The following is an 18,303-nucleotide window of genomic DNA, read 5'->3' as shown; positions in this document are numbered from 1 at the left end:
ATAGTGGGCGGGGGAGTGAACGGGATGCAAGGCTAAAACGAGCGGAAAGTAACTTTGTACCAAGCGGAGGAGGATGAAGAGCCTCAGGGGAAAATAGGGATTGCCAAATTGTTTGATTACGGTTTCGAGTATCTTACGCATGTGTTTTTCAAGCTGTCATTTCAGCAGTATAGTCACGCCATAATGCATGTGAACTCTCAATTCTGTTGTTCCGGCCCTTATGAGCACGATGGTCGGCATTTGGCGCGTTAATCTGTATCGGTTTGACATAGCTTGCCCAGCTTGTCGCTCACGGCGACACGTGGTTGGCCGAATTGGTTGACCAGCCTTGACAAGAAACGCTTAGCGACCGTGGTGTCGCGGCGTGATTGAACCAGAATCTCGATAACATCGCCGTGCGCATCTATCGCTCGCCGGAGCCAGAGCTTTCTCCCGGCAATCGTGATGACGACTTCATCAAGATACCACTTGTTGTTTTGGCTATGGTCGGGCCCTGTGCATATAGTCGGCAAAATGGCGGCAAAAACGATTGATCCAAAGTCGAACCGTTTACAGGCTGACGATCATGCCACGCTCCGCAAGAAGGTCTTCCACATCGGCTGTGCTCAACGCAAATCGATGATAGGTCCAGACCGCATAGTCAACAATCTCACGCGGAAAACGAAAACCCTTCAACAGGGAAGAGCTTCTCGGTCATTTCATCGCGAATTGATAACCCCAATGCAAAGATCAAATAACTTGGCAATTCCCATGAACTACCTCCCTGATAGTACAAGTTTTCGCCTACCCTACCCTATGAGAAGTCTGGCTGCGACTGCTTTTCAAGCCTCGAAAAACGCGCGAACTGCTTTTTTATCTCATTGTAATCGTTTATCTTAAGCACCTTAGTTTAACCGATTACCTTAATAGGTATGGTTACCATGACGTTAATTTTATCGTCGTATAACCCCTGATGAGTATGGCTTATTGGTTTGTACAAATATGCTGGATGCTAGATAATTTAAGCTAAAATGCCTACTATTTCCAGCTTTAGCACAGGGCACACTATCATCGGCTGTTTCGCTTAGCCGACTAGGCGGGCGATCTGGCCGATTAACACGTCGACTCCGCACTATAGGTCCTCGGCGCAATCGCTCAGCCTGAACGTACACTGATTTCGGAGCTAACCAAGGCTGAGTAGCGTGGTTCCCTCTGCGCTAAAAATTACTCACTTTCAATTCCGAAAACAGAAGCGTCGCAAGATAAAAGGTCCCAGCCCTAGCCTTTTGCGCTAACGATCGCAGATACCCCCCCGGGGAGGCAATATCGTCAATCTTCTGCAGAATACAGGCAATTGCCGCTGATGCACTTTGTAAGCCAAAGACGCGTACCGCGTCGATGTATGCATTATTCGATATGCCTAAAAACGATGACACAACACGTGATGCATCCACGAGATCTTTCCAGCTACGAATGCCTGAAGGCGAATAGCTTTGGATATCAGGACAAGCTCTTAGAATGAGATCAAGTGAGATCATTGGCCTTTTCTCTACGTTGTTTTGTTGATGATCAACGTCAGATTCTGAGACCTTCAAATCAAATATTTCTTTTTGATCTTTTAAGAGAGATTCTGATAGTGATTCTTTATGCTGTCGCTCAAATTGAGCGCCATTGCCGCTCATTTCTGAAACATTATCATTATTTTTCAATGCAATAGCTAAATCTGACTGAATCGCTTCCAGAGAAGCCTTAATCGCTATTAGTTCTGCTTTTGTGGCACGACGTGGAATGCCATCAACCACATCACGGAACTGATGGAACAATTTTTCCGTTGTCTTTTTAGGCAGACGTTCAAATGCTATTGCAAGCTCTCTACGGATGACGGAGACCTCGTCACGGATGCGTTTGAGGGTGCGCTGTTCTTCAAGAATACGTTCAGCGGCTTCTCTGATTTCTGATGCTCTTGCAAAGAAGGGTGATAGGTCAAAGCCATAAGCCAGTTCAACTTCCCCGGCCCTATTCTTATGGGCATATCGTTTGCAATTGGGGCTGTCTCTACGCGTGATCAAGCCAGCTTGAATGAGAGAAGCAAGATGTCTTCTGACGGTGGATTCGGCCATCATATGGGCGCGAACAGAAATCTGCTTGTTGGATGGAAAGACAACGAGCTTTGCTTTCGATGCAATGACATCCTCACTAAGGAAGGACAGCAGAGAATTCAGAACAGTGAGGCATCTGTCATTCAAGCCGTAATGAGACTTTGCGATACCAAGATGCTTATACAGTTCCCATTTTCTAATGCCCTCAGCTGTCGATTGAGACAAGGCACACTTCACCATTCGCCTGCTCAAGGCAGACGTGACACTCTCCAGAATTTGCATTTCCTCTTACCTTTCTAAAGGCAAAAGAAATAAACCCGCCAAATTGACGCCAAAGACTCTTGACACTGATTCTGAGAAATGCGATTCGTATCTTGCTACAGAAAAACGAAATAGCCTTCGCAGACTGACGTTTGTGGGGGCTTTTTCTTTTGCAGCTTACTCTCCATGTTCGGGTTCAGATTGTCTGAATTCTTCGTAGAGGCCTTCCAGACGCGTTGATAGCCATTCACCAAAGGGTCCAGCATCGTCGCTCCTCAGCGAGATATCGACTTTCTTTGGTTTTCGATTCATGGAAAAGGCAACTAAGTTGTCCTTTGACTTCCAGAATTTTGTGAGAGGCTGTTTTTTACCTTCTTTCGTACTCTGCTTATTTGAAGAATTCGCACCTGACTTGGCGGTCGCCAGGACCATCAAAAAGCGCTCATCAGATGATGCTGAATAGAACTTGTCCTGATCTATGACTGAGTCAATGTCAGTTCCAATACCATCTCTGAATGCGACCGAAAGATCATACCATCTATCTCGACCGATGCCTTTAGATGGTCCAATTTTCAGAATGAGATCAGAAGGCACATAGTTAGTTACTGACTGCATTTTTGACAGGACGGTCTTATTTACAGCTAGTGCAGACATTACCGTTTCGTTGTCGAATTGCTCCGCGAGCTTTCTGGCGAACAGCGCACGCTCAATGAAACTTAGATCAGCACGAGCGGTGTTTTCCTGACCTTGTGCAATAGCATGGTCGCGGTCAGAGAGTTGCTTCACAGTCGCTTTAACTCTGATATTTAAAGCTTTTGCTGCTTTCACTCTGCGATGACCAAAAACAATCTGGTATTTGCCTTCAGCACTTGGATTTGGACGAACCAGTATAGGCGTGTCCTGCCCACGCTCACGGATTGCTGCAATGAGTTCCTGAAGGCTCGTATCATCATCATCTTCTAAACGATCAAGGACAAAGGAAGTCTCCAGATCATTTGGATCGAGCTCAATGATGTGTGAGCCGTTTATAAGCTGTTTTTCGATTTCTTCAGCAGCAGCGACCTTAGCAGCCATTTCGTCGGCCGCACGTGACATCATCCCAAAAGCGCCACGACGCCCTGACGTCTCTACCGTTGGTGTTGGGGCAGGTGTTTCCGATTCAGAGTTTACGGCGGTAAACTTACCATCCGTGATACCATCCAACAATCCCGACATGATGCCTTTACGTGCCATTAGACTGTCCTACCCCATGCTTTATGGACGAGGTTAACCACCTCACCGTTTACACCGTGCAAGCTTTCCATAGCGCGGTCATATGTTGAACGCGTAAGCTGCGAGCGCTCAATCTCGTAGAGTGTTTGCTTTGTGATTCCGGCATCTGAGATTGCGGTTGATTTCAGCATTTCGTTCTTGAGAACGAAGCCACCAAACAATGACCGCATAAAGTGAACCATCTGACTTTGCGGAATATCACTTGGTTCGTATCGCGTAACGAGGTATCGCATCCAGTCGAGAGACATGTTGCCGCCGCCACGCTTAATCGGGTCAAGGATTTCGCCAAGCATGAGCAGGAACTGACACATCGACATAACGTCCAGCATCTGGGGGTGTACCGTCACGAGTACAGCAGTCGCCGAAGACAATGCGGTTAGTGTCAGATATCCCAGCTGGGGAGGGCAATCGAGAACAACCACATCATAATGATGTTCGACTTCAGAAAGAGCAGCATCGAGACGGGTGAAGAATGTACGTCCTATGTCTCGGGTGCCCTTCTCGCTCAAGATCAACGGGGTATCGTATTCGAACTCCTGCAAATCAAGATTGGCAGGCACGATATCAAGACCGGGAAAATTCGTTTTCCTGATAAGTGCACTGAGAGGCTTTCTATCATCATCGTATCGTATCGCTTCATAGAGTGATGGCAACTGATCGAGTTCTGGCTGAATTCCATGAAGTGCTGTCAGTGATGCTTGAGGATCGAGATCAATTGCAAGCACACGATGACCTGTCAGTGCCAAGTGTTGTGCCAGGTGAGCCGTGGTAGTCGTCTTACCTGAGCCGCCTTTAAAATTTACAACACCGATAATTTGCAGATGTTCGCCATTTTTGCGATGAGGAACATACATACGTGAATCGGAGCGGCCATTAGCATCGAGGTACCGGCGCATTTCCAGCATCTGTTCTGCCGTGTAAGAACGACGACCGGTAGTGGTAACGGCTGGCTGGGGCCCCTTTCCATTCAGCGAAAGATTTTTAAGGTGTCCCTGGCTAACCCCTATATACTCTGCGGCTTCGGCAAGTTGGAACGAGCGAAGCGACTTTACTGCATCGGGCGGGAAGTTCTCAATGCGATGCTTTTCCAATCGGCCAGACAATGCCGCCCCTTGCTTCAGGATGAGCTGGTCGAAATCGGAAAGTGGCTGATCGGCATCAAATGCGATATTCATGGAGTGAAAACCTAAAGTGCGATTTTAATGGCGTGAAAACGCATTTATCGCATTTAGCTCTGATTCTTAAGGTTCTGCAAGGAGTTTTAGGTTAATGAAAGGTTAACGCTGGCCGTCCAGTCTTGGAGTTTACGGCCGTAAACTCCTTCCGTCGGATAGTAAAGAACGTTTTTTGCAGAAGCGGCCGCTTGTTTTACTTATTTAACCGAGAGCTTACGATCTCATCTTGCAGTAAGAAGCGGCTGCTCCAGAGTGCGGAACGTACGCGTTTGGAGGTAATCTATAAATAGCATCTCAGTAGATGAAGCAAGCCGTCTGTCTTTTACGACACAGCAGCATAAAGCAGGTATATACGGCGGGATAGACGTATAAAGCGATGCTTCGCATATTCGTCTGCGGGTTGAGTGGAGTAGCGAAGAGAGACATTTCTACTCCAAGAAGCAGCGGAGATATCAGGAAGGTTCGGTAAAAGCCCCCCCCTGGGCTGATCTGTTTGCGAATAAGCTTTTTCACCGCCATGCCCGCACGCGCTGGCAGAGCTAGCGGAAGTGATAGCAATAAAATATTAGCTTGTAGTGCTCCGTGCTCGCTAAGTCTGAAGATACATACGCGCCTCGAATTAGGAATGCCCCGGTTACCCTTGTCACGGCTTGGTATGTTGTGGGGTTGCTGATCTAGTGCGCAAACAACGTATAGGCGCTTGGACAATGAATGCGGTACTGAGAAAAGAAGTAGCCAGTTGTGTGTCGCCGCTCACCATCCAAGTGGGTCCAGGCGTTGTTATAACGCTGATCGCGACCGAGATAGGTTAGCGGAGAAGCAGAAGTTTGAAGAAATTCGAGCCAGTCAAGGGCTGCCAGACATTGGTGATAAAGGCCGGGATAACTACCGGGCTCACATCTGCCAGTGGTGAGATGAATGAGCCCAGCATACCCATCTCCACGGTGGCTAAGCCAATATACCCGCGATGCCCTTGACGCGTCCTGCGATAAAGAAGGTGTCACAAAATACGATGAGTGCCGATATGGAAAGATCAAACATTGCTGATGAATAGCGGTCGGGAATGTTTGCCGAATGCGGAAAGACCGAGGTGGCAATTCAGCTATATCAAAGGCAAGTAGTCAGTTGTTCTTTTTCGCATGCGTTTCGAGCTGAGTGATCTTCGCCTGCTCCTTGCTGTTGTCGATGCCGGTAACATCAAGCATGGCGCTGCTGGCTTTGAGATTTTCTTGCCTGCTTTCAGCGAACGGCTGCACGATATAGAGGTCATATTCCACAGGTGCGAGGTGAGATTTCCCATTAAGCTAAGGGGATGCTTGAGCGTGCATATTTTGCGAATACAGAGACTGTGACGGAGTTCTTGTCATGACAACTCGCACCTTGGATGGCAATAAGTCGTCAGGTCAATATCCAGTTGAAGGAATGGCATATTCCAGCCATTGCTCGCAATGTTTCTGTCCGCGTTGCCGAAATAGGCATCCTGTCCAATGCTGTGAAGACTGTTAAACTCCTGTCATGCCACTTTGTTATCGAGAGGCTCGTCGCTGTTTTCGCACTCGATTATGCCCTGTAGTGAAGGCCGTTGCTTGGCTTGGCTAACTTGCTTGATTATCCGTTCATCACCGCTGCTGGTGGGGCCTCGCAGCTTCGAAGAAATTTCTCTGACGGGCGGTGTGATGGGTTGGGTGGCGGCACGGTTCCAGAAGCGGTGGTGCCGCGCTTAATGCGTTCCACACCAATTGTAATGACCCGGCTTAACAATGATTGGCGACATGGAAATTGGAGCTCTGTGTTTGTAATGAAGCTGATTTGATCTCGCCTCTCTGAAGTCTGTTCCTGAGGGGCCGTTCTGATGTGTTGCGTGTTGCTGATAGATGCTGTTACGTCTGTACTTACCAACATAGCGTTTTGCGTAAGCGATGCTCCAGTCGTAGTGACCTGTTAATAGACGGTCGTTAAGTTTGATAGGGCAGGGCGAGAAAGCGTCTATCTGGGTGACTGATTTGCCAGCTGCTTAGCGGCGAATGAGACCAAAACGATGCGCATCATCGAGTAGATTGCGAACAGATGCAGGTAGCCATTTGCGCCCTCCATGCAAGGGTTTTTCTCCTGATTTATCGAGTTGTGCCGCAATATCGCGTAGCGACAGGCGTGGATCGGCAATGGCGATCGCAGCGACCAGTTTCATCAACCGATCGGCAGGTATGCGACGGGGGGACCGGATTAGGAGTTTGTTGTCGGCCATTTTCTCGCGAACAAGACGATGCACAGCGCGGCGCAGACGCTCAATAGTCCAGTCCTGACCTTGACGATTAAGCACTTCAACCACACTGTCCCAGCCATGGGTCGGTCGTAGCTGTTGCACGACCGGCAGCCATGTGGGTGCCGTAGCGATCAGTTCGTCGAGATAGCGCTTGTCGCGTGCTTGTGAAACAGCCCTGATTGCCTCCGGCTTGCGTTCTCGCAGTCCCGGATTTCCTGGTAGCCTACCTCGTAGCTTCGCAGCCTTTATTCCTGCTTTCGATCGTTCAGCCGCAAGTCTTCGTTCAAGCACTATGACGGAGCGAAGGACCTCCAGCAAAAACATGCCTTGTGGTGTTGATGAATCGATTGAGTCTTGAATGGAGCGAAAGTGGATGCCACGTTGCGTAAGCTCTTCGAGCATCTCAAGAAGATGGCTGACGGAGAGAGCGATCCGATCAAGGCTAACAACGACGAGTATGTCGCCGGCAACAAGTTCTGCGAGTAGCCTGTTCAGAATTGGCCTGTCCTGCATCGCTTCAGATTCTTTCTCCTCAAAAATCCGTTTGCACCCGGCCAAGCGCAGTTCATCCATTTGTATGACATGAGCCTGATCGTCGGTTATCGATACACGCGCATAGCCAATGAGGCGCTGGGGGAGGGGAGGGGAGCTTGGAACCTGCAATGTTGACATGGATATATTCTTACTCCATTCGCGAGCCTACACAACTAAAGTGCATTAGAAACATTATGGATGCAAGCGTTGTTAAAAGGCAGGATTAACGCCTATGTAGTGCATCTTTGATTCAATGATTTAGAATTACTTTTTACCCATCTCGTTCGCGCTGGTGGGCGAATTCTAAGAAAAAAGTATCAATCGGCGCTTGATAGCCCCCTTACCGTCGTCTGAAAAGTACTTCTCCTTTAGGTTGCGCCTATTAGCGTGCCGTCCCGAGACTTCAATTTAGTAAAGGTTCTGTGCACGCTGATCGTTAGCGTTCTTCGGCTTTGCTTTGAGAAATGGTTTTCAAGCGCCACGGCGCATTTATTGTTTCAATGATATCGCAATGATGGGTAAGCCAGTCGAGCAGAGCATCAGTCGTCTTTGCATCGCCGAAGGCAGTCGAAGGTTCGCCGATCGGGCTCTGTCGCAAAAGGTTCATTTTTTCTGAGCTATTTTACGCTGCGAGGCAACATTGAGTGAGAAGAGCGGGGATGGCGATTGATTTCCAAGGAGCTCATTTCCCCAAAAGTGTGATGCTTTATGCCGTTTTCTTTTACGCCCGATATTCGGTTTCCTATCGTGACCTTGAGGAGATCATGGCTGAGCGGGGTGTCGACATGGACCATGCAACACTGAACCGCTGGGTGGTTCGTTACGCCCCCCAGATCGCGGCTGAAGCACAAAGACGTAAACGGCCAACGCTTGGCTCCTGGCGTGTTGACGAGACCTATATAAAGCTCAAAGGGAAATGGACCTATCTGTATCGGGCTGTTGATCGTGACGGTCAAACGCTCGATTTCATGCTCTCTGAACGGCGAAGTCTCGGCGCTGCAAGGCGTTTTTGGAGAAAACCATTGCAAGCAATGGCGTTCCAAACAAAATAATCATTGATAAAAGTGGAGCCAATCTGGCGGGAGCGCAGGCTGTTAACAACATTCTGAAGATCACCGGTTCAAGCAAAATGAACGAAATTCTTCAGGTCAAATATCTCAATAATATTCTTGAACAAGATCATCTGTTCATCAAGCGGGTCACCAAACCGATGATGGGCTTCAAAGCGTTTCAGAGAGATTCTGAACGCCTCGTTATTCTTCTCATGAATAACAAATGTAAAAAACATTCATTTGTTTAATTTTACGTTCCGTTGATAAATTGAGCAAAACGAATGTGACGGTTACATGTTCATAAAATGAGGGAACGTGAAAATGAAAACAGGTGTGATTCTCTTGACTGGCTTTATGGGCTTGGTCGCAACCCCCGTGCTAGCCAAGGACCTGACGATTGGCCTCAGTGGAACCGTGACATCCATTGATCCTCACTTTTACAATGCCTCGCCTAACAACTCGATTGCGATGCAGATTTTCGATCGGTTGACCGAGCGAACGGCTGACGGCCAATTGGTTGAAGGTCTGGCTACGAAATGGGAATCTGTTTCTGAAACGAAATGGCGCTTTGCGTTGCGGGAAGGCGTAAAGTGGCATGACGGCAAGCCGTTCACCTCTGACGACGTGATTTTTACATTCGGTCGGGCCGGAAACGTGCCGAACAGCCCCGGTGGCTTCGGCGGCTTTATGCGTAACATTGCAAGCGTCGAGGCTGATGGTGATGCGGCGGTTATCATCAACACCAAGGCGCCAGCTCCTACACTCCCCGGCGATCTCGCCAATATCGCTATTGTATCGCGCCATGCAGGCGAGGGTGCCGACACTGCCGACTATAATTCAGGCAAGGCTGCAATTGGCACAGGCGCGTTCCGCCTCAAGACGTTCAAACAGGGCATTGAGGTCGGTCTGGAGCGTAATCCCGATTGGTGGGGCAAGAAAGTCGCCTGGGATCATGCCACTTATCGCATGATTTCAAGCGCGAGCGCGCGCACGACCGCTGCTCTTGCTGGCGATGTTGATGTCATCGACGCGCCCGCTGCGACGGATATCGCACGTTTCAAGACAACGGCCAATCTTTCTCTCGTCAGCACTCCAGGTCTACGGGTTATCTATCTCGCACCATCGACATCAGGTGATGCGTGGAAAGCCAATGTGAAGGGGCCTAACGGAGAAGTGCTGGACAAGAATCCTTTGGCAGATCCCCGCGTACGGAATGCTCTTTCCGAAGCGATCAATCGCCAAGGCATCGTTGACAAGATCATGGAAGGTACTGCAACGGCGTCCGGTCAGTGGCTGCCCAAGGGTGCATTTTCTTATACGCCTGACATTCAGCCTCCCAAACCAGATGCTGCGGGAGCCAAGAAGCTTTTGGCCGATGCGGGATATCCGGATGGTTTTCAGCTGACGGTTCACGTGCCGAATGATCGCTATCCCAATGCACCTGCGGTCGTTCAGGCTATCGCTCAGATGTGGACGAGAATTGGTGTAAAGACGAGTGTGGAGGCTCTCCCATGGACCACCTTTTCGTCGCGCAAGTCGGAATTCGCGATGAAGCTTCTGGGTCTTGGTAATGCCACCTATGACGCCAGTTCCATGCTGATAAACGTTTTGGGCACTGCTGACCCTAAGCGTGGCTTGGGTGCTTCCAATGACAGCGGCTACTCCAATCCGGCGCTTGATGACCTCGTCTCCAAGGCGATGACAATCTACGACGACAAGACGCGTGAAGCTGCTCTTATCGAAGCTGTGAAAGTCGCGGTGAATGATGGCGCCATCATTCCACTCTACCAGCAGAGCAATGCCTGGGTGCTTCGTAACGGTCTCGACTACACTCCTCGGATAGATGAGCGAACACTTGCAAAGGATATTTCCGAATAGGGCGTGGAACAAGAGGCTGGTGCCGCCGCGCCAGCCTTGCCTTTCGGTCATTTGTGGGGAAGCCGTCTAAGCGAATGCGGCGATCACCTACATACAAAACGATCCCCACAGTGGTGGTTCGATATCTTACCAATAATAAGAGGGTATCATGACCCTATGGATTATCCAGCGCCTTATGCAAGCGGTGCTGGTCGCGCTTGCAATGGCTCTGATTGTATTCGTCGGCCTTCACCTGATCGGCAGCCCGATTGAAACGTTACTTCCGCCTGAAGCAACACACGATGACCGTTTGCGTTTGATTGCGGATCTCGGACTGGACCGGCCTCTCTACGAACAGTTCTTTCTTTTCTTGAAAGGAATCCTTCAGGGCAATCTTGGTGTTAGCTACGTCTATAAGGAACCGGCTGTTGAATTGATTTTGTCCCGGTTGCCTGCAACTCTTGAGCTTGCTTTCGCTGCTGTTCTCTTGTCGATCATCTTTGGCGTGCCACTTGGGCTTGCCGCGGGATGGAAACCGGAAAGTCCATTCGCTCGCTTCATAATGATAGGCTCGATCTTTGGCTTTAGTCTGCCGATTTTCTGGATCGCGATACTTCTTATCATGATTTTCAGCGTTCAACTGGGCTGGCTCCCAAGCTCGGGGCGTGGTGCAACCGAAGTGGTTTTTGGAATACCATGGTCTTTCCTGACGCTGGACGGTTTACGGCACATCCTGCTCCCTGCAATCAGCCTCTCGCTTTTCAATATTTCTATGGTGACACGTTTGACAGAGGCGGGTGTGCGGGAGGCTATGTCGAGCGAGTATGTGCGATTTGCACGCGCAAAGGGGCTCTCATCAAAGCGTATTCTGGGCGTCCATGTGCTGAAAAATGTGATGATCCCTGTCGTCACCGTTGTGGGTCTGGATATCGGTCAGACGATTGCGTTTTCCGTTGTGACGGAAACCATCTTTGCCTGGCCAGGCGTAGGCAAGATTATCATTGACAGCATAGCCGCGCTCGATCGCCCCGTCATCGTCGCTTATCTTATGCTCGTGGTTATCATGTTCGTCATCATCAACCTCGTCGTGGATGTTACCTACAGGTTGCTTGACCCGCGTATCAGGCTTCAGGGAGAATGATGTGCGAACAGTAATAAACTCTTCCAAACTTCGCACAGGCCTTCAATTCATGCGGCAGTTTGCTCGTTCGCCCTTTGCTGTGCTGGGACTTGTGCTGATTATTCTGATCGTCCTCATGGCAGTGTTTGCGCCATATCTGTCGCCACAGAATCCATATGACCTCATGCAGCTGGATATTATGGATGGGCGTATGGCTCCCGGGACACCATCATCGGCAGGTTTCACCTTTCTATTCGGGTCAGACGATCAAGGGCGCGACATGCTGTCGGCCATTCTTTATGGATTGCGAATAAGCCTCATCGTTGGATTGGGTTCTGCCACACTTGCTTTTATCATCGGTACGGCGTTCGGCTTGACGGCCGCCTATGTTGGCGGAAGGCTTGAAACCGGAATGATGCGGCTTGTTGATCTTCAGCTTTCTTTCCCCACAATCCTATCCGCGCTGTTGATCCTAGCACTCCTCGGAAAGAGCGTTGGAAATGTGGTCTTTGCCATTGTTCTAGTGGAATGGGCGACGTATGCCCGCACGGCACGTGGTGCAGCCTTGACGGAGCTTCGCCGGGAATACGTGGAAGCAGCGCGGTCTCTGCGCCTACCGCACCGCAACATTCTGTTTCGTCAATTGCTTCCAAACTGCCTGTCGCCGCTTGTCGTACTGCTGACCATGCAGGTGGCACGGGCTATTACACTTGAAGCGACACTCAGCTTTCTAGGTCTCGGTGTTCCAATAACAGAACCCTCGCTCGGACTTCTTATCGCCAGCGGATATGAGTTCATGTTGTCGGGAACCTACTGGATCGCCCTTTTCCCCGGGATTGCACTTCTGGTCACGATCTTTGCCATCAATCTTGTTGGAGATCGTTTGCGCCAACTGTTGGATCCGAAGGCTGCACGGAGATGAGTGCCATGCTTGAAATCAAAGGTTTGAAAACAGAAGTCGTGACCGAACAGGGTAATATAACCCTTATTGACGACATAAATCTCAGTCTCTCTGCAGGCGAAGTGATGGGCCTTGTTGGAGAATCCGGTTCTGGAAAATCGATTACAGGTCTGTCGATTATGGGCCTGCTCGATAAGCCTGTACAGGTGACGGGTGGCCAAATCCTTTTCAAAGGAATGGATCTGCGAAGCGCCTCGCAGAAAGAATTGCAATCCATCCGGGGCAACCGTATTGCGATGATCTTTCAGGATCCGATGTCGACGCTCAATCCCGTACTTCGCGTCGATACACAAATGATGGAAGTCGTGCTTGCGCACGAAAACGTCAGCAAAAAGGTTGCGCGTGAGCGCGCACGCGACGCCTTGGGTATGGTGGGCATTCCAAGCCCGGAAGAGCGTCTAAATGCATATCCGCATCAGTTCTCCGGTGGTATGCGGCAGCGCGTGGCAATTGCCATTTCACTCCTTATGTCACCAGACCTGATCATTGCAGATGAACCAACGACTGCGCTTGACGTGACCATTCAGGCACAAATTCTCTCAATCGTGCAGAAGCTCGCTCGAGAGAAAGGGACGGCTCTGATATGGGTTACCCATGACCTTTCGGTCGTTGCCGGTCTGGCTGAGAGGCTTTCAGTCATGTATGCGGGTCGTATCGTTGAACAAGGTTTAACGGCCGATCTGCTGAGGCGGCCTTTGCATCCTTACACCAACGGTCTGATCGCAAGCCTGCCCGCGCATAACAAACGCGGCGAACGACTAAGGCAGATATCAGGGGCCACTCCTTCGGTTGCCAATATGCCAACGGGTTGTGCGTTTCGTCCGCGCTGCTCCTTTGGCAGTGAAATATGCCTCAACCAACCGATACTAGAACCGATGGCAGGGCGTCTGCTTCGCTGTTTTCACCCCGTCATGGAAGGGGCGTCATCATGAGCCATCGTTTGGAAGTACGCAACGTCAGCAAGCGCTTCAGTCGTAAATCGGGTATGGTAGAACGCGGTGCCGAGCTGATGGGCCTGAAAGCTCCAAATCCGGTCGTCCAAGCGCTGGATGATGTCAGCCTCACCGTGCAAGAACGTGAGGTGGTCGGCATCGTCGGTGAATCCGGTTGTGGAAAATCGACACTCGGTCGCGTGGTGGCAGGACTGTTGCAAGCCTCCGAGGGGTCGGTTCTGTTTCGGGGCAAGCAGTTGACCGAGATGAACAGTGAGCAGGCAGAAGATGCGCGACTGAAGGTCCAGATGATCTTTCAGGACCCGTCGTCGTCGCTCAATCCACGCCAGCGTGTGCATGAGATCATCGGGGCAGCGCCACTATACCACAAAATGACCAACGCGCGTGAACTGGACGATTACGTCAGTCTGCAAATGGAGCGATCAGGACTCGACCCATCCATGGCAAGTCGTTTTCCGCACCAGTTCAGCGGGGGGCAACGCCAGCGCATCGGTATTGCGCGTGCCTTGGCTGTTCAGCCTGACATGCTGATCTGCGACGAATCCGTTGCCGCGCTCGATGTTTCGATCCAGGCGCAGATTTTAAATCTTTTCCTTGATCTCAGAGAGCAGCTGGATCTCACCTATCTTTTCATTAGTCATGATCTCTCCGTGGTCGAACACATATCCGACCGCGTCGTGGTCATGTATCTTGGACGCGTTGTGGAAGAAGCGCGGGTTGACGAATTATTTTCGCACCCGAACCACCCTTACACGCGCGCACTTCTTCAGGAAAGACCAAGCCTTGATCCCGTTCAACGGCGCTTTTCGGCTATCGAAGGAGAGATTCCAAGCCCACTGTCGCCACCGTCCGGTTGCCATTTCCATCCGCGCTGTCCGTTTGCGATGGCGCGTTGCCGCGTCGAAAAACCGACACTTCAGGCTATTGGCTCGGAACACAAAAGTGCCTGCCATCTCAACGATTGACATCCCACAATCGACACTTTCAAAAGGATAAAACATGTCTGTTTCAGCGCCTCTGGAACGCCAGCCACAAGCGGTTCGTCAGGAATTTCCCGCTCGGGAATGGGCGAAGATCACCACTCCTGAAGACTATGGTCTCTCCACCACCGTTAAAGAAAAAGTGGACACCATGCTCGACGGCCTGTCGACCACATCTTTCATGGCAGTCGCCGGCGGAAAATCGCTCTACACTTACGGAGACGTATCGGAAGTCAGCTATCTCGCGTCGACCAGAAAAAGTATTCTTTCGATGCTCTTTGGTAAAGCGGTTGCGGAAGGGAAGATCGATCTCGATCTGACGATGGCGGTTTTGAACATCGATGAAGACCATGGCCTTCTTCCAATTGAGAAGACAGCGACCCTTCGTGATCTGTTGATCAGCAGTTCGGGTGTCTATCATCAGCCCGGCAGTCCCGGTAGCAATACGAAAAACATACCAGAGCGCGGCTCAAAAAAACCAGGCGACTATTTCCATTACAACAACTGGGACTTCAACGTTTTGGGTGCGGCTTTTGAACAACTCACTGGACGCAGTGTCTTCAAAGCCTTCGAAGAGGATTTTGCAGGTCCGATGGGCCTTCAGGATTTCGATCCGTCGCGTCAGCGTATGATGGGCTATGAGGGCGCGTCCCGCTATCTCGCCTACCATTTCTTTCTGTCGGGCAGGGATATGGCGCGACTGGGTCTGTCGATGGTGCGCAATGGTCGCTGGGGTGACGAGCAAATCATCCCAGCGGACTGGGTTGCGGAAAGCACACGCATTCGGGTTCCCGCCGAAAAAATGAATGAGAGCGAAAAATCCCGTGTTGCCGGCTACAGCTACCTGTGGTGGATTCCTGTGGTGACCAAGGATACCCCGGAATGGGAAGGAGCCTTCGTGGCTGCGGGCCATTTCGGGCAGTTCATTCTGGGCATGCCTGCGTTGGATATGGTTTTCGTCAACCGCCGCGCAATTCCTGACGAACTGGCCATTGCTCGCAATGACGGTAGCTTCAAGGAAGAGCTACCTGCGGTGACGATGGAGCAGTTCTTGAGTGTTGCCGACCAGTTTATTGCGGCAAAGGTGAGCGGCAAATAATGCACAGTCGTTAGTGCAGATCTTCCGTAAAGCACGCGGAAATTTGCTCACGCAACCAGAGGCTTGCCGGATCACGCTCCTTTTCGGCAAGCCAGATCATGCTGGTGGATTGTTTTTCCTCTGCGAAAGGCGATTCCAGCAATAGTAAATCGTGAGAATGTTCGAACAGCTTTGCAACACTCTCCGGCATCATGGCAACGAGATCGCTGCGAGAAACGATAGCGACTGCTGCGGAAAAATGCGGAACGACCGCGACGATGCGGCGCTGTAGCCCTAACGCGTCAAGACGCTCGTCAATCCATCCGCGACGACCCGGCGAAGACGTCACTTTAACATGTCCGAGTGAAAGCAAGGTATCGAGTGTCAAGGGATCTCTCGCTACCGGATTGTTTGCTGACATGATGCAGACTCTTCTCTCGGTAAAAAGTGAAGAACAACGATACCGAGCCGGAAAGTTGTCTGCAGTCATGACGGCGACATCGATTGCCCCCTCATCGAGATGTTCCTGCACAACAGGAAGAAAGTTCCTGTTTTGGTTTGAGCCGGTGCGCGGCATATGGATGACTTCCAGAACGCAGTGTTCGGCCTCAGAGCGGACACTTTCCAGAAGGCGGGGCATCAGGACGACAGAGAAATAGTCGTTCATGCCAATTCTGAAAGTGCGATGGGATGTTGAGGGTTCGAATGCCCGCCGTTGGAGCATGACAGCTTCCGTTTCTTCGATAATACGCCGCACCGCTGGAAAGATTTCCGTGCAGAAGCGTGTCATCACAAAGCCACCGGAAGTTTTTTTGAACAGTTCATCGCCTGTTATTGCGCGTGCCCGCTTCAAGGCGTGACTCATGGCGGGTTGAGAAAGACCGATATATTCACCTGCAGTCGTCATATTGCCTTTTACGACGAGCGCATAAATGACCTTTAAAAGATTGAGATCAACCGACCCCAACTGAAACCGCTGCATGGCAACCCCTGTCCGACTCCCGGAATTCTAATGTAATTATATTGGTATAGGGGATCATTCGAAAAGATAAGACCGTTGTCATGTCAACTCTTGGTCAGCGATCTGTTTTCGATCCGACTATTGAGGGACTTGTTGCTCGCCGATTGACAGCAAGCACCGTCGTATGAAACCAAACTCTGAAAATCGGGTTGTTGTGAGAATAAACCGCTCGTTCTGCCGGTGGCTAGAATATCGATGGCAAATTATTAGCAAGTTCGCCTTCGACGGCGCGCTCAATATACTGGAAACAGGTGCTTTCACATCGATTATTCGTGATCGTGACTGGTCTATATCTGTGACGTGAAACAACGAGATCAGATGTATAAAATCGTCGTTTTCCATTCTCTATCGTGGCGTATGCAATAACGAATGTGCTTACCATGTCGGCTTGAAGTTCTTCGAGTAGACCAAGGCTCTACGATTTTGGAGTCGGGTTATCGATAAAAGCTGTCGGCGAAAGGACCTGAAAGATCTGAGTCAAAATCACGAGGGAGTTTATCACCTCAACCTACTGCCGTTTTGAGACGTGGCGGGTTGAGGTTTAAGGATTACGCAATTTAGCCTGCTAAACCTCCATCCCAAGATTCCCCTTATCAACGCTCTGGTGATTGAACTTGCCCTTGAGCTGAATGCGAGTGGTTCGGTATCGGAAATTGTTTATATGTAGGTCTACCGTGAATCTTCCACTGAACGGCCAGTAGACTATTCAAGAAGGAGGAGCTAATCAGGCGCATGTCCGCCACGTCACTGATAAAACGTTTCTCCTTCTGTTGCTGGCCAAGCAACACTCCGTTCCTGGATGTCAGGCTGGACCTCATTTTCAAACTGATCATACTGATGAGCAGCGGTAAAATAAAATCAAGGAGTCCCGCGTGAAGGGGAATAAAGTCTTCGCGATGCACCATATTTGGTTGCACGCGTTCGTTCTGGTTATCATCTGTATCGCCGAATTGATTGGTGTTCGTAAAATACCCATAGGCATTGGCTCTGTAATATTTCTGCCGATGCTTTACGCATTTGCGATGGGTATCATTCTGAACCCGCATATCCTGAAAGCGGCAGGAAAAGTGCTGAAGTCAGATTCGGTAAAGCTTTCCGGAACAATGATCACCATTGCAATTATGCCGTTTATTGCAAAATTTGGCACCACTGTAGGACCACAGATCGATAATATCATTGCTGCTGGTCCCGCTCTCATTTTGCAAGAGATAGGCAATCTTGGAACGATTGCAGTTGCCTTCCCTGTTGCTGTTTTTCTTTTAAAGATGGGACGTGAGACAATTGGCGCAACCTATTCGATTGACCGCGAGCCTAATCTCGCGCTGATCGCCGATAAATATGGTCTCGATAGCCCCGAAGGCGCAGGTGTCATGGGCGTTTATGCTACCGGAACACTTATTGGCACTTTCGTTTTCGCCATCATGCCGCCCTTGGTCCATAGCCTTGGTGTATTCGATGTGCGCGCCTTGGCTATGTCGTGTGGTGTTGGCTCCGGTAGCATGCTTGCCGCTTGTACTGGTGGTTTGGTCAGCATTTTGCCAGACCAACAAGACCTCATTCTTGCTCTCGCCGCAGCCAGCAATATTCTGACTTATGCGACTGGGCTTTATGTCGGTTTGTTCGTGGCTCTGCCACTTACAGAATGGCTTTTTAAAAAGTGCCGTCCAGATGAATATCTTGACGCGAAATAAGGTGAGG

At 50.2% G+C, this 18,303-nt stretch carries 16 protein-coding genes and 2 pseudogenes; 9 read left to right on the top strand and 9 right to left on the bottom strand.

The window, feature by feature from the left end:
• Window positions 1-187 precede the first annotated feature (187 nt).
• The 6 genes and pseudogenes from H5024_RS20470 to H5024_RS21570 form a co-directional block, all read right to left on the bottom strand.
• Window positions 188-678 (bottom strand): annotated as a pseudogene (locus H5024_RS20470) (IS6 family transposase); the annotation flags it as partial.
• 518 nt (window positions 679-1,196) lie between these two features.
• Window positions 1,197-2,360 carry a plasmid replication protein RepC gene (gene repC / locus H5024_RS20465; protein ID WP_187549021.1) on the bottom strand — a complete coding sequence of 388 codons (1,164 nt, stop codon included), beginning with the start codon at window positions 2,358-2,360 and terminating at the stop codon, window positions 1,197-1,199.
• Window positions 2,361-2,516: 156 nt separating this feature from the next.
• The gene (repB, locus tag H5024_RS20460) at window positions 2,517-3,572 is read right to left on the bottom strand and encodes a plasmid partitioning protein RepB (RefSeq protein WP_187549020.1); all 1,056 of its coding nucleotides are present in this window, start codon (window positions 3,570-3,572) and stop codon (window positions 2,517-2,519) included.
• Window positions 3,572-4,786: a plasmid partitioning protein RepA gene (gene repA, locus H5024_RS20455; RefSeq protein WP_187549019.1), complete on the bottom strand. Its 1,215-nt coding sequence runs from the start codon at window positions 4,784-4,786 to the stop codon at window positions 3,572-3,574. Before repA ends, repB begins: the two co-directional genes overlap by 1 nt.
• An 808-nt stretch (window positions 4,787-5,594) precedes the next feature.
• On the bottom strand, window positions 5,595-5,717 hold the full coding sequence (locus H5024_RS21575) for a hypothetical protein (RefSeq protein WP_282186093.1): 123 nt from the start codon (window positions 5,715-5,717) through the stop codon (window positions 5,595-5,597).
• A gap of 190 nt (window positions 5,718-5,907) precedes the next feature.
• Window positions 5,908-6,042 (bottom strand): hypothetical protein, encoded by a 135-nt coding sequence (locus H5024_RS21570; protein WP_282186092.1) that lies wholly within the window; start codon window positions 6,040-6,042, stop codon window positions 5,908-5,910.
• Window positions 6,043-6,170: 128 nt separating this feature from the next.
• Here H5024_RS21570 and H5024_RS20450 point away from each other — a divergent pair, with 128 nt between their 5' ends.
• Window positions 6,171-6,359 (top strand): hypothetical protein, encoded by a 189-nt coding sequence (locus tag H5024_RS20450; RefSeq protein ID WP_187549018.1) that lies wholly within the window; start codon window positions 6,171-6,173, stop codon window positions 6,357-6,359.
• 441 nt (window positions 6,360-6,800) lie between these two features.
• On the opposite strand, the gene H5024_RS20445 is transcribed toward H5024_RS20450, so the two are convergent.
• Both H5024_RS20445 and H5024_RS20440 read right to left on the bottom strand, forming a co-directional pair.
• Window positions 6,801-7,721, bottom strand: a complete 921-nt coding sequence (locus H5024_RS20445; protein WP_187549017.1) for a recombinase family protein — start codon at window positions 7,719-7,721, stop codon at window positions 6,801-6,803.
• Between the two features lie 298 nt (window positions 7,722-8,019).
• On the bottom strand, window positions 8,020-8,190 hold the full coding sequence (locus H5024_RS20440) for an ATP-binding protein (RefSeq protein WP_282186091.1): 171 nt from the start codon (window positions 8,188-8,190) through the stop codon (window positions 8,020-8,022).
• A gap of 52 nt (window positions 8,191-8,242) precedes the next feature.
• On the opposite strand from H5024_RS20440, the pseudogene H5024_RS20435 reads away from it, so the two are divergent.
• The 7 genes and pseudogenes from H5024_RS20435 to H5024_RS20405 all read left to right on the top strand — a co-directional run.
• Window positions 8,243-8,814, top strand: a pseudogene (locus H5024_RS20435) (IS6 family transposase); the annotation flags it as partial.
• A gap of 142 nt (window positions 8,815-8,956) precedes the next feature.
• Window positions 8,957-10,513, top strand: coding sequence for an ABC transporter substrate-binding protein (locus H5024_RS20430; RefSeq protein WP_187549016.1), 1,557 nt, complete (start codon window positions 8,957-8,959; stop codon window positions 10,511-10,513).
• Between the two features lie 148 nt (window positions 10,514-10,661).
• Entirely contained in the window at window positions 10,662-11,633 is a 972-nt protein-coding gene (locus H5024_RS20425; protein WP_187549015.1) for an ABC transporter permease, read from the top strand.
• A 49-nt stretch (window positions 11,634-11,682) separates the two neighbouring features.
• A complete protein-coding gene (locus tag H5024_RS20420; protein WP_210309774.1) occupies window positions 11,683-12,534 on the top strand; it encodes an ABC transporter permease in 852 nt (283 codons plus the stop codon).
• On the top strand, window positions 12,531-13,505 hold the full coding sequence (locus H5024_RS20415) for an ABC transporter ATP-binding protein (protein WP_187549014.1): 975 nt from the start codon (window positions 12,531-12,533) through the stop codon (window positions 13,503-13,505). The genes H5024_RS20420 and H5024_RS20415 overlap by 4 nt, the downstream gene beginning before the upstream one ends.
• On the top strand, window positions 13,502-14,491 hold the full coding sequence (locus H5024_RS20410; protein WP_187549013.1) for an ABC transporter ATP-binding protein: 990 nt from the start codon (window positions 13,502-13,504) through the stop codon (window positions 14,489-14,491). The genes H5024_RS20415 and H5024_RS20410 overlap by 4 nt, the downstream gene beginning before the upstream one ends.
• Window positions 14,492-14,525: 34 nt before the next feature.
• Complete coding sequence (locus H5024_RS20405) at window positions 14,526-15,605, top strand: serine hydrolase (protein ID WP_187549012.1); 1,080 nt, start codon at window positions 14,526-14,528, stop codon at window positions 15,603-15,605.
• Window positions 15,606-15,615: 10 nt separating this feature from the next.
• Here H5024_RS20405 and H5024_RS20400 read toward each other — a convergent pair whose 3' ends face one another.
• Window positions 15,616-16,566 carry a LysR family transcriptional regulator gene (locus tag H5024_RS20400; RefSeq protein WP_187549011.1) on the bottom strand — a complete coding sequence of 317 codons (951 nt, stop codon included), beginning with the start codon at window positions 16,564-16,566 and terminating at the stop codon, window positions 15,616-15,618.
• A 935-nt stretch (window positions 16,567-17,501) separates the two neighbouring features.
• Here H5024_RS20400 and H5024_RS20395 point away from each other — a divergent pair.
• On the top strand, window positions 17,502-18,296 hold the full coding sequence (locus H5024_RS20395; RefSeq protein WP_187549137.1) for a DUF3100 domain-containing protein: 795 nt from the start codon (window positions 17,502-17,504) through the stop codon (window positions 18,294-18,296).
• Window positions 18,297-18,303 lie beyond the last annotated feature (7 nt).

This window comes from Ochrobactrum sp. Marseille-Q0166 (assembly GCF_014397025.1).
GTDB lineage: Bacteria > Pseudomonadota > Alphaproteobacteria > Rhizobiales > Rhizobiaceae > Brucella.
This window is presented reverse-complemented; position numbering and strand designations above follow the sequence as displayed.

What these genes read in the sequence shown, in the direction of transcription:
- repC (WP_187549021.1), bottom strand. Translation starts at nt 2,360, where the DNA reads ATGCAAATTCTGGAGAGTGTCACGTCTGCCTTGAGCAGGCGAATGGTG.
- repB (WP_187549020.1), bottom strand. Translation starts at nt 3,572, where the DNA reads ATGGCACGTAAAGGCATCATGTCGGGATTGTTGGATGGTATCACGGAT.
- repA (WP_187549019.1), bottom strand. Translation starts at nt 4,786, where the DNA reads ATGAATATCGCATTTGATGCCGATCAGCCACTTTCCGATTTCGACCAG.
- H5024_RS21575 (WP_282186093.1), bottom strand. Translation starts at nt 5,717, where the DNA reads ATGCTGGGCTCATTCATCTCACCACTGGCAGATGTGAGCCCGGTAGTT.
- H5024_RS20450 (WP_187549018.1), top strand. Translation starts at nt 6,171, where the DNA reads ATGGCAATAAGTCGTCAGGTCAATATCCAGTTGAAGGAATGGCATATT.
- H5024_RS20445 (WP_187549017.1), bottom strand. Translation starts at nt 7,721, where the DNA reads ATGTCAACATTGCAGGTTCCAAGCTCCCCTCCCCTCCCCCAGCGCCTC.
- H5024_RS20440 (WP_282186091.1), bottom strand. Translation starts at nt 8,190, where the DNA reads ATGAACCTTTTGCGACAGAGCCCGATCGGCGAACCTTCGACTGCCTTC.
- H5024_RS20430 (WP_187549016.1), top strand. Translation starts at nt 8,957, where the DNA reads ATGAAAACAGGTGTGATTCTCTTGACTGGCTTTATGGGCTTGGTCGCA.
- H5024_RS20425 (WP_187549015.1), top strand. Translation starts at nt 10,662, where the DNA reads ATGACCCTATGGATTATCCAGCGCCTTATGCAAGCGGTGCTGGTCGCG.
- H5024_RS20420 (WP_210309774.1), top strand. Translation starts at nt 11,683, where the DNA reads ATGCGGCAGTTTGCTCGTTCGCCCTTTGCTGTGCTGGGACTTGTGCTG.
- H5024_RS20415 (WP_187549014.1), top strand. Translation starts at nt 12,531, where the DNA reads ATGAGTGCCATGCTTGAAATCAAAGGTTTGAAAACAGAAGTCGTGACC.
- H5024_RS20410 (WP_187549013.1), top strand. Translation starts at nt 13,502, where the DNA reads ATGAGCCATCGTTTGGAAGTACGCAACGTCAGCAAGCGCTTCAGTCGT.
- H5024_RS20405 (WP_187549012.1), top strand. Translation starts at nt 14,526, where the DNA reads ATGTCTGTTTCAGCGCCTCTGGAACGCCAGCCACAAGCGGTTCGTCAG.
- H5024_RS20400 (WP_187549011.1), bottom strand. Translation starts at nt 16,566, where the DNA reads ATGCAGCGGTTTCAGTTGGGGTCGGTTGATCTCAATCTTTTAAAGGTC.
- H5024_RS20395 (WP_187549137.1), top strand. Translation starts at nt 17,502, where the DNA reads ATGCACCATATTTGGTTGCACGCGTTCGTTCTGGTTATCATCTGTATC.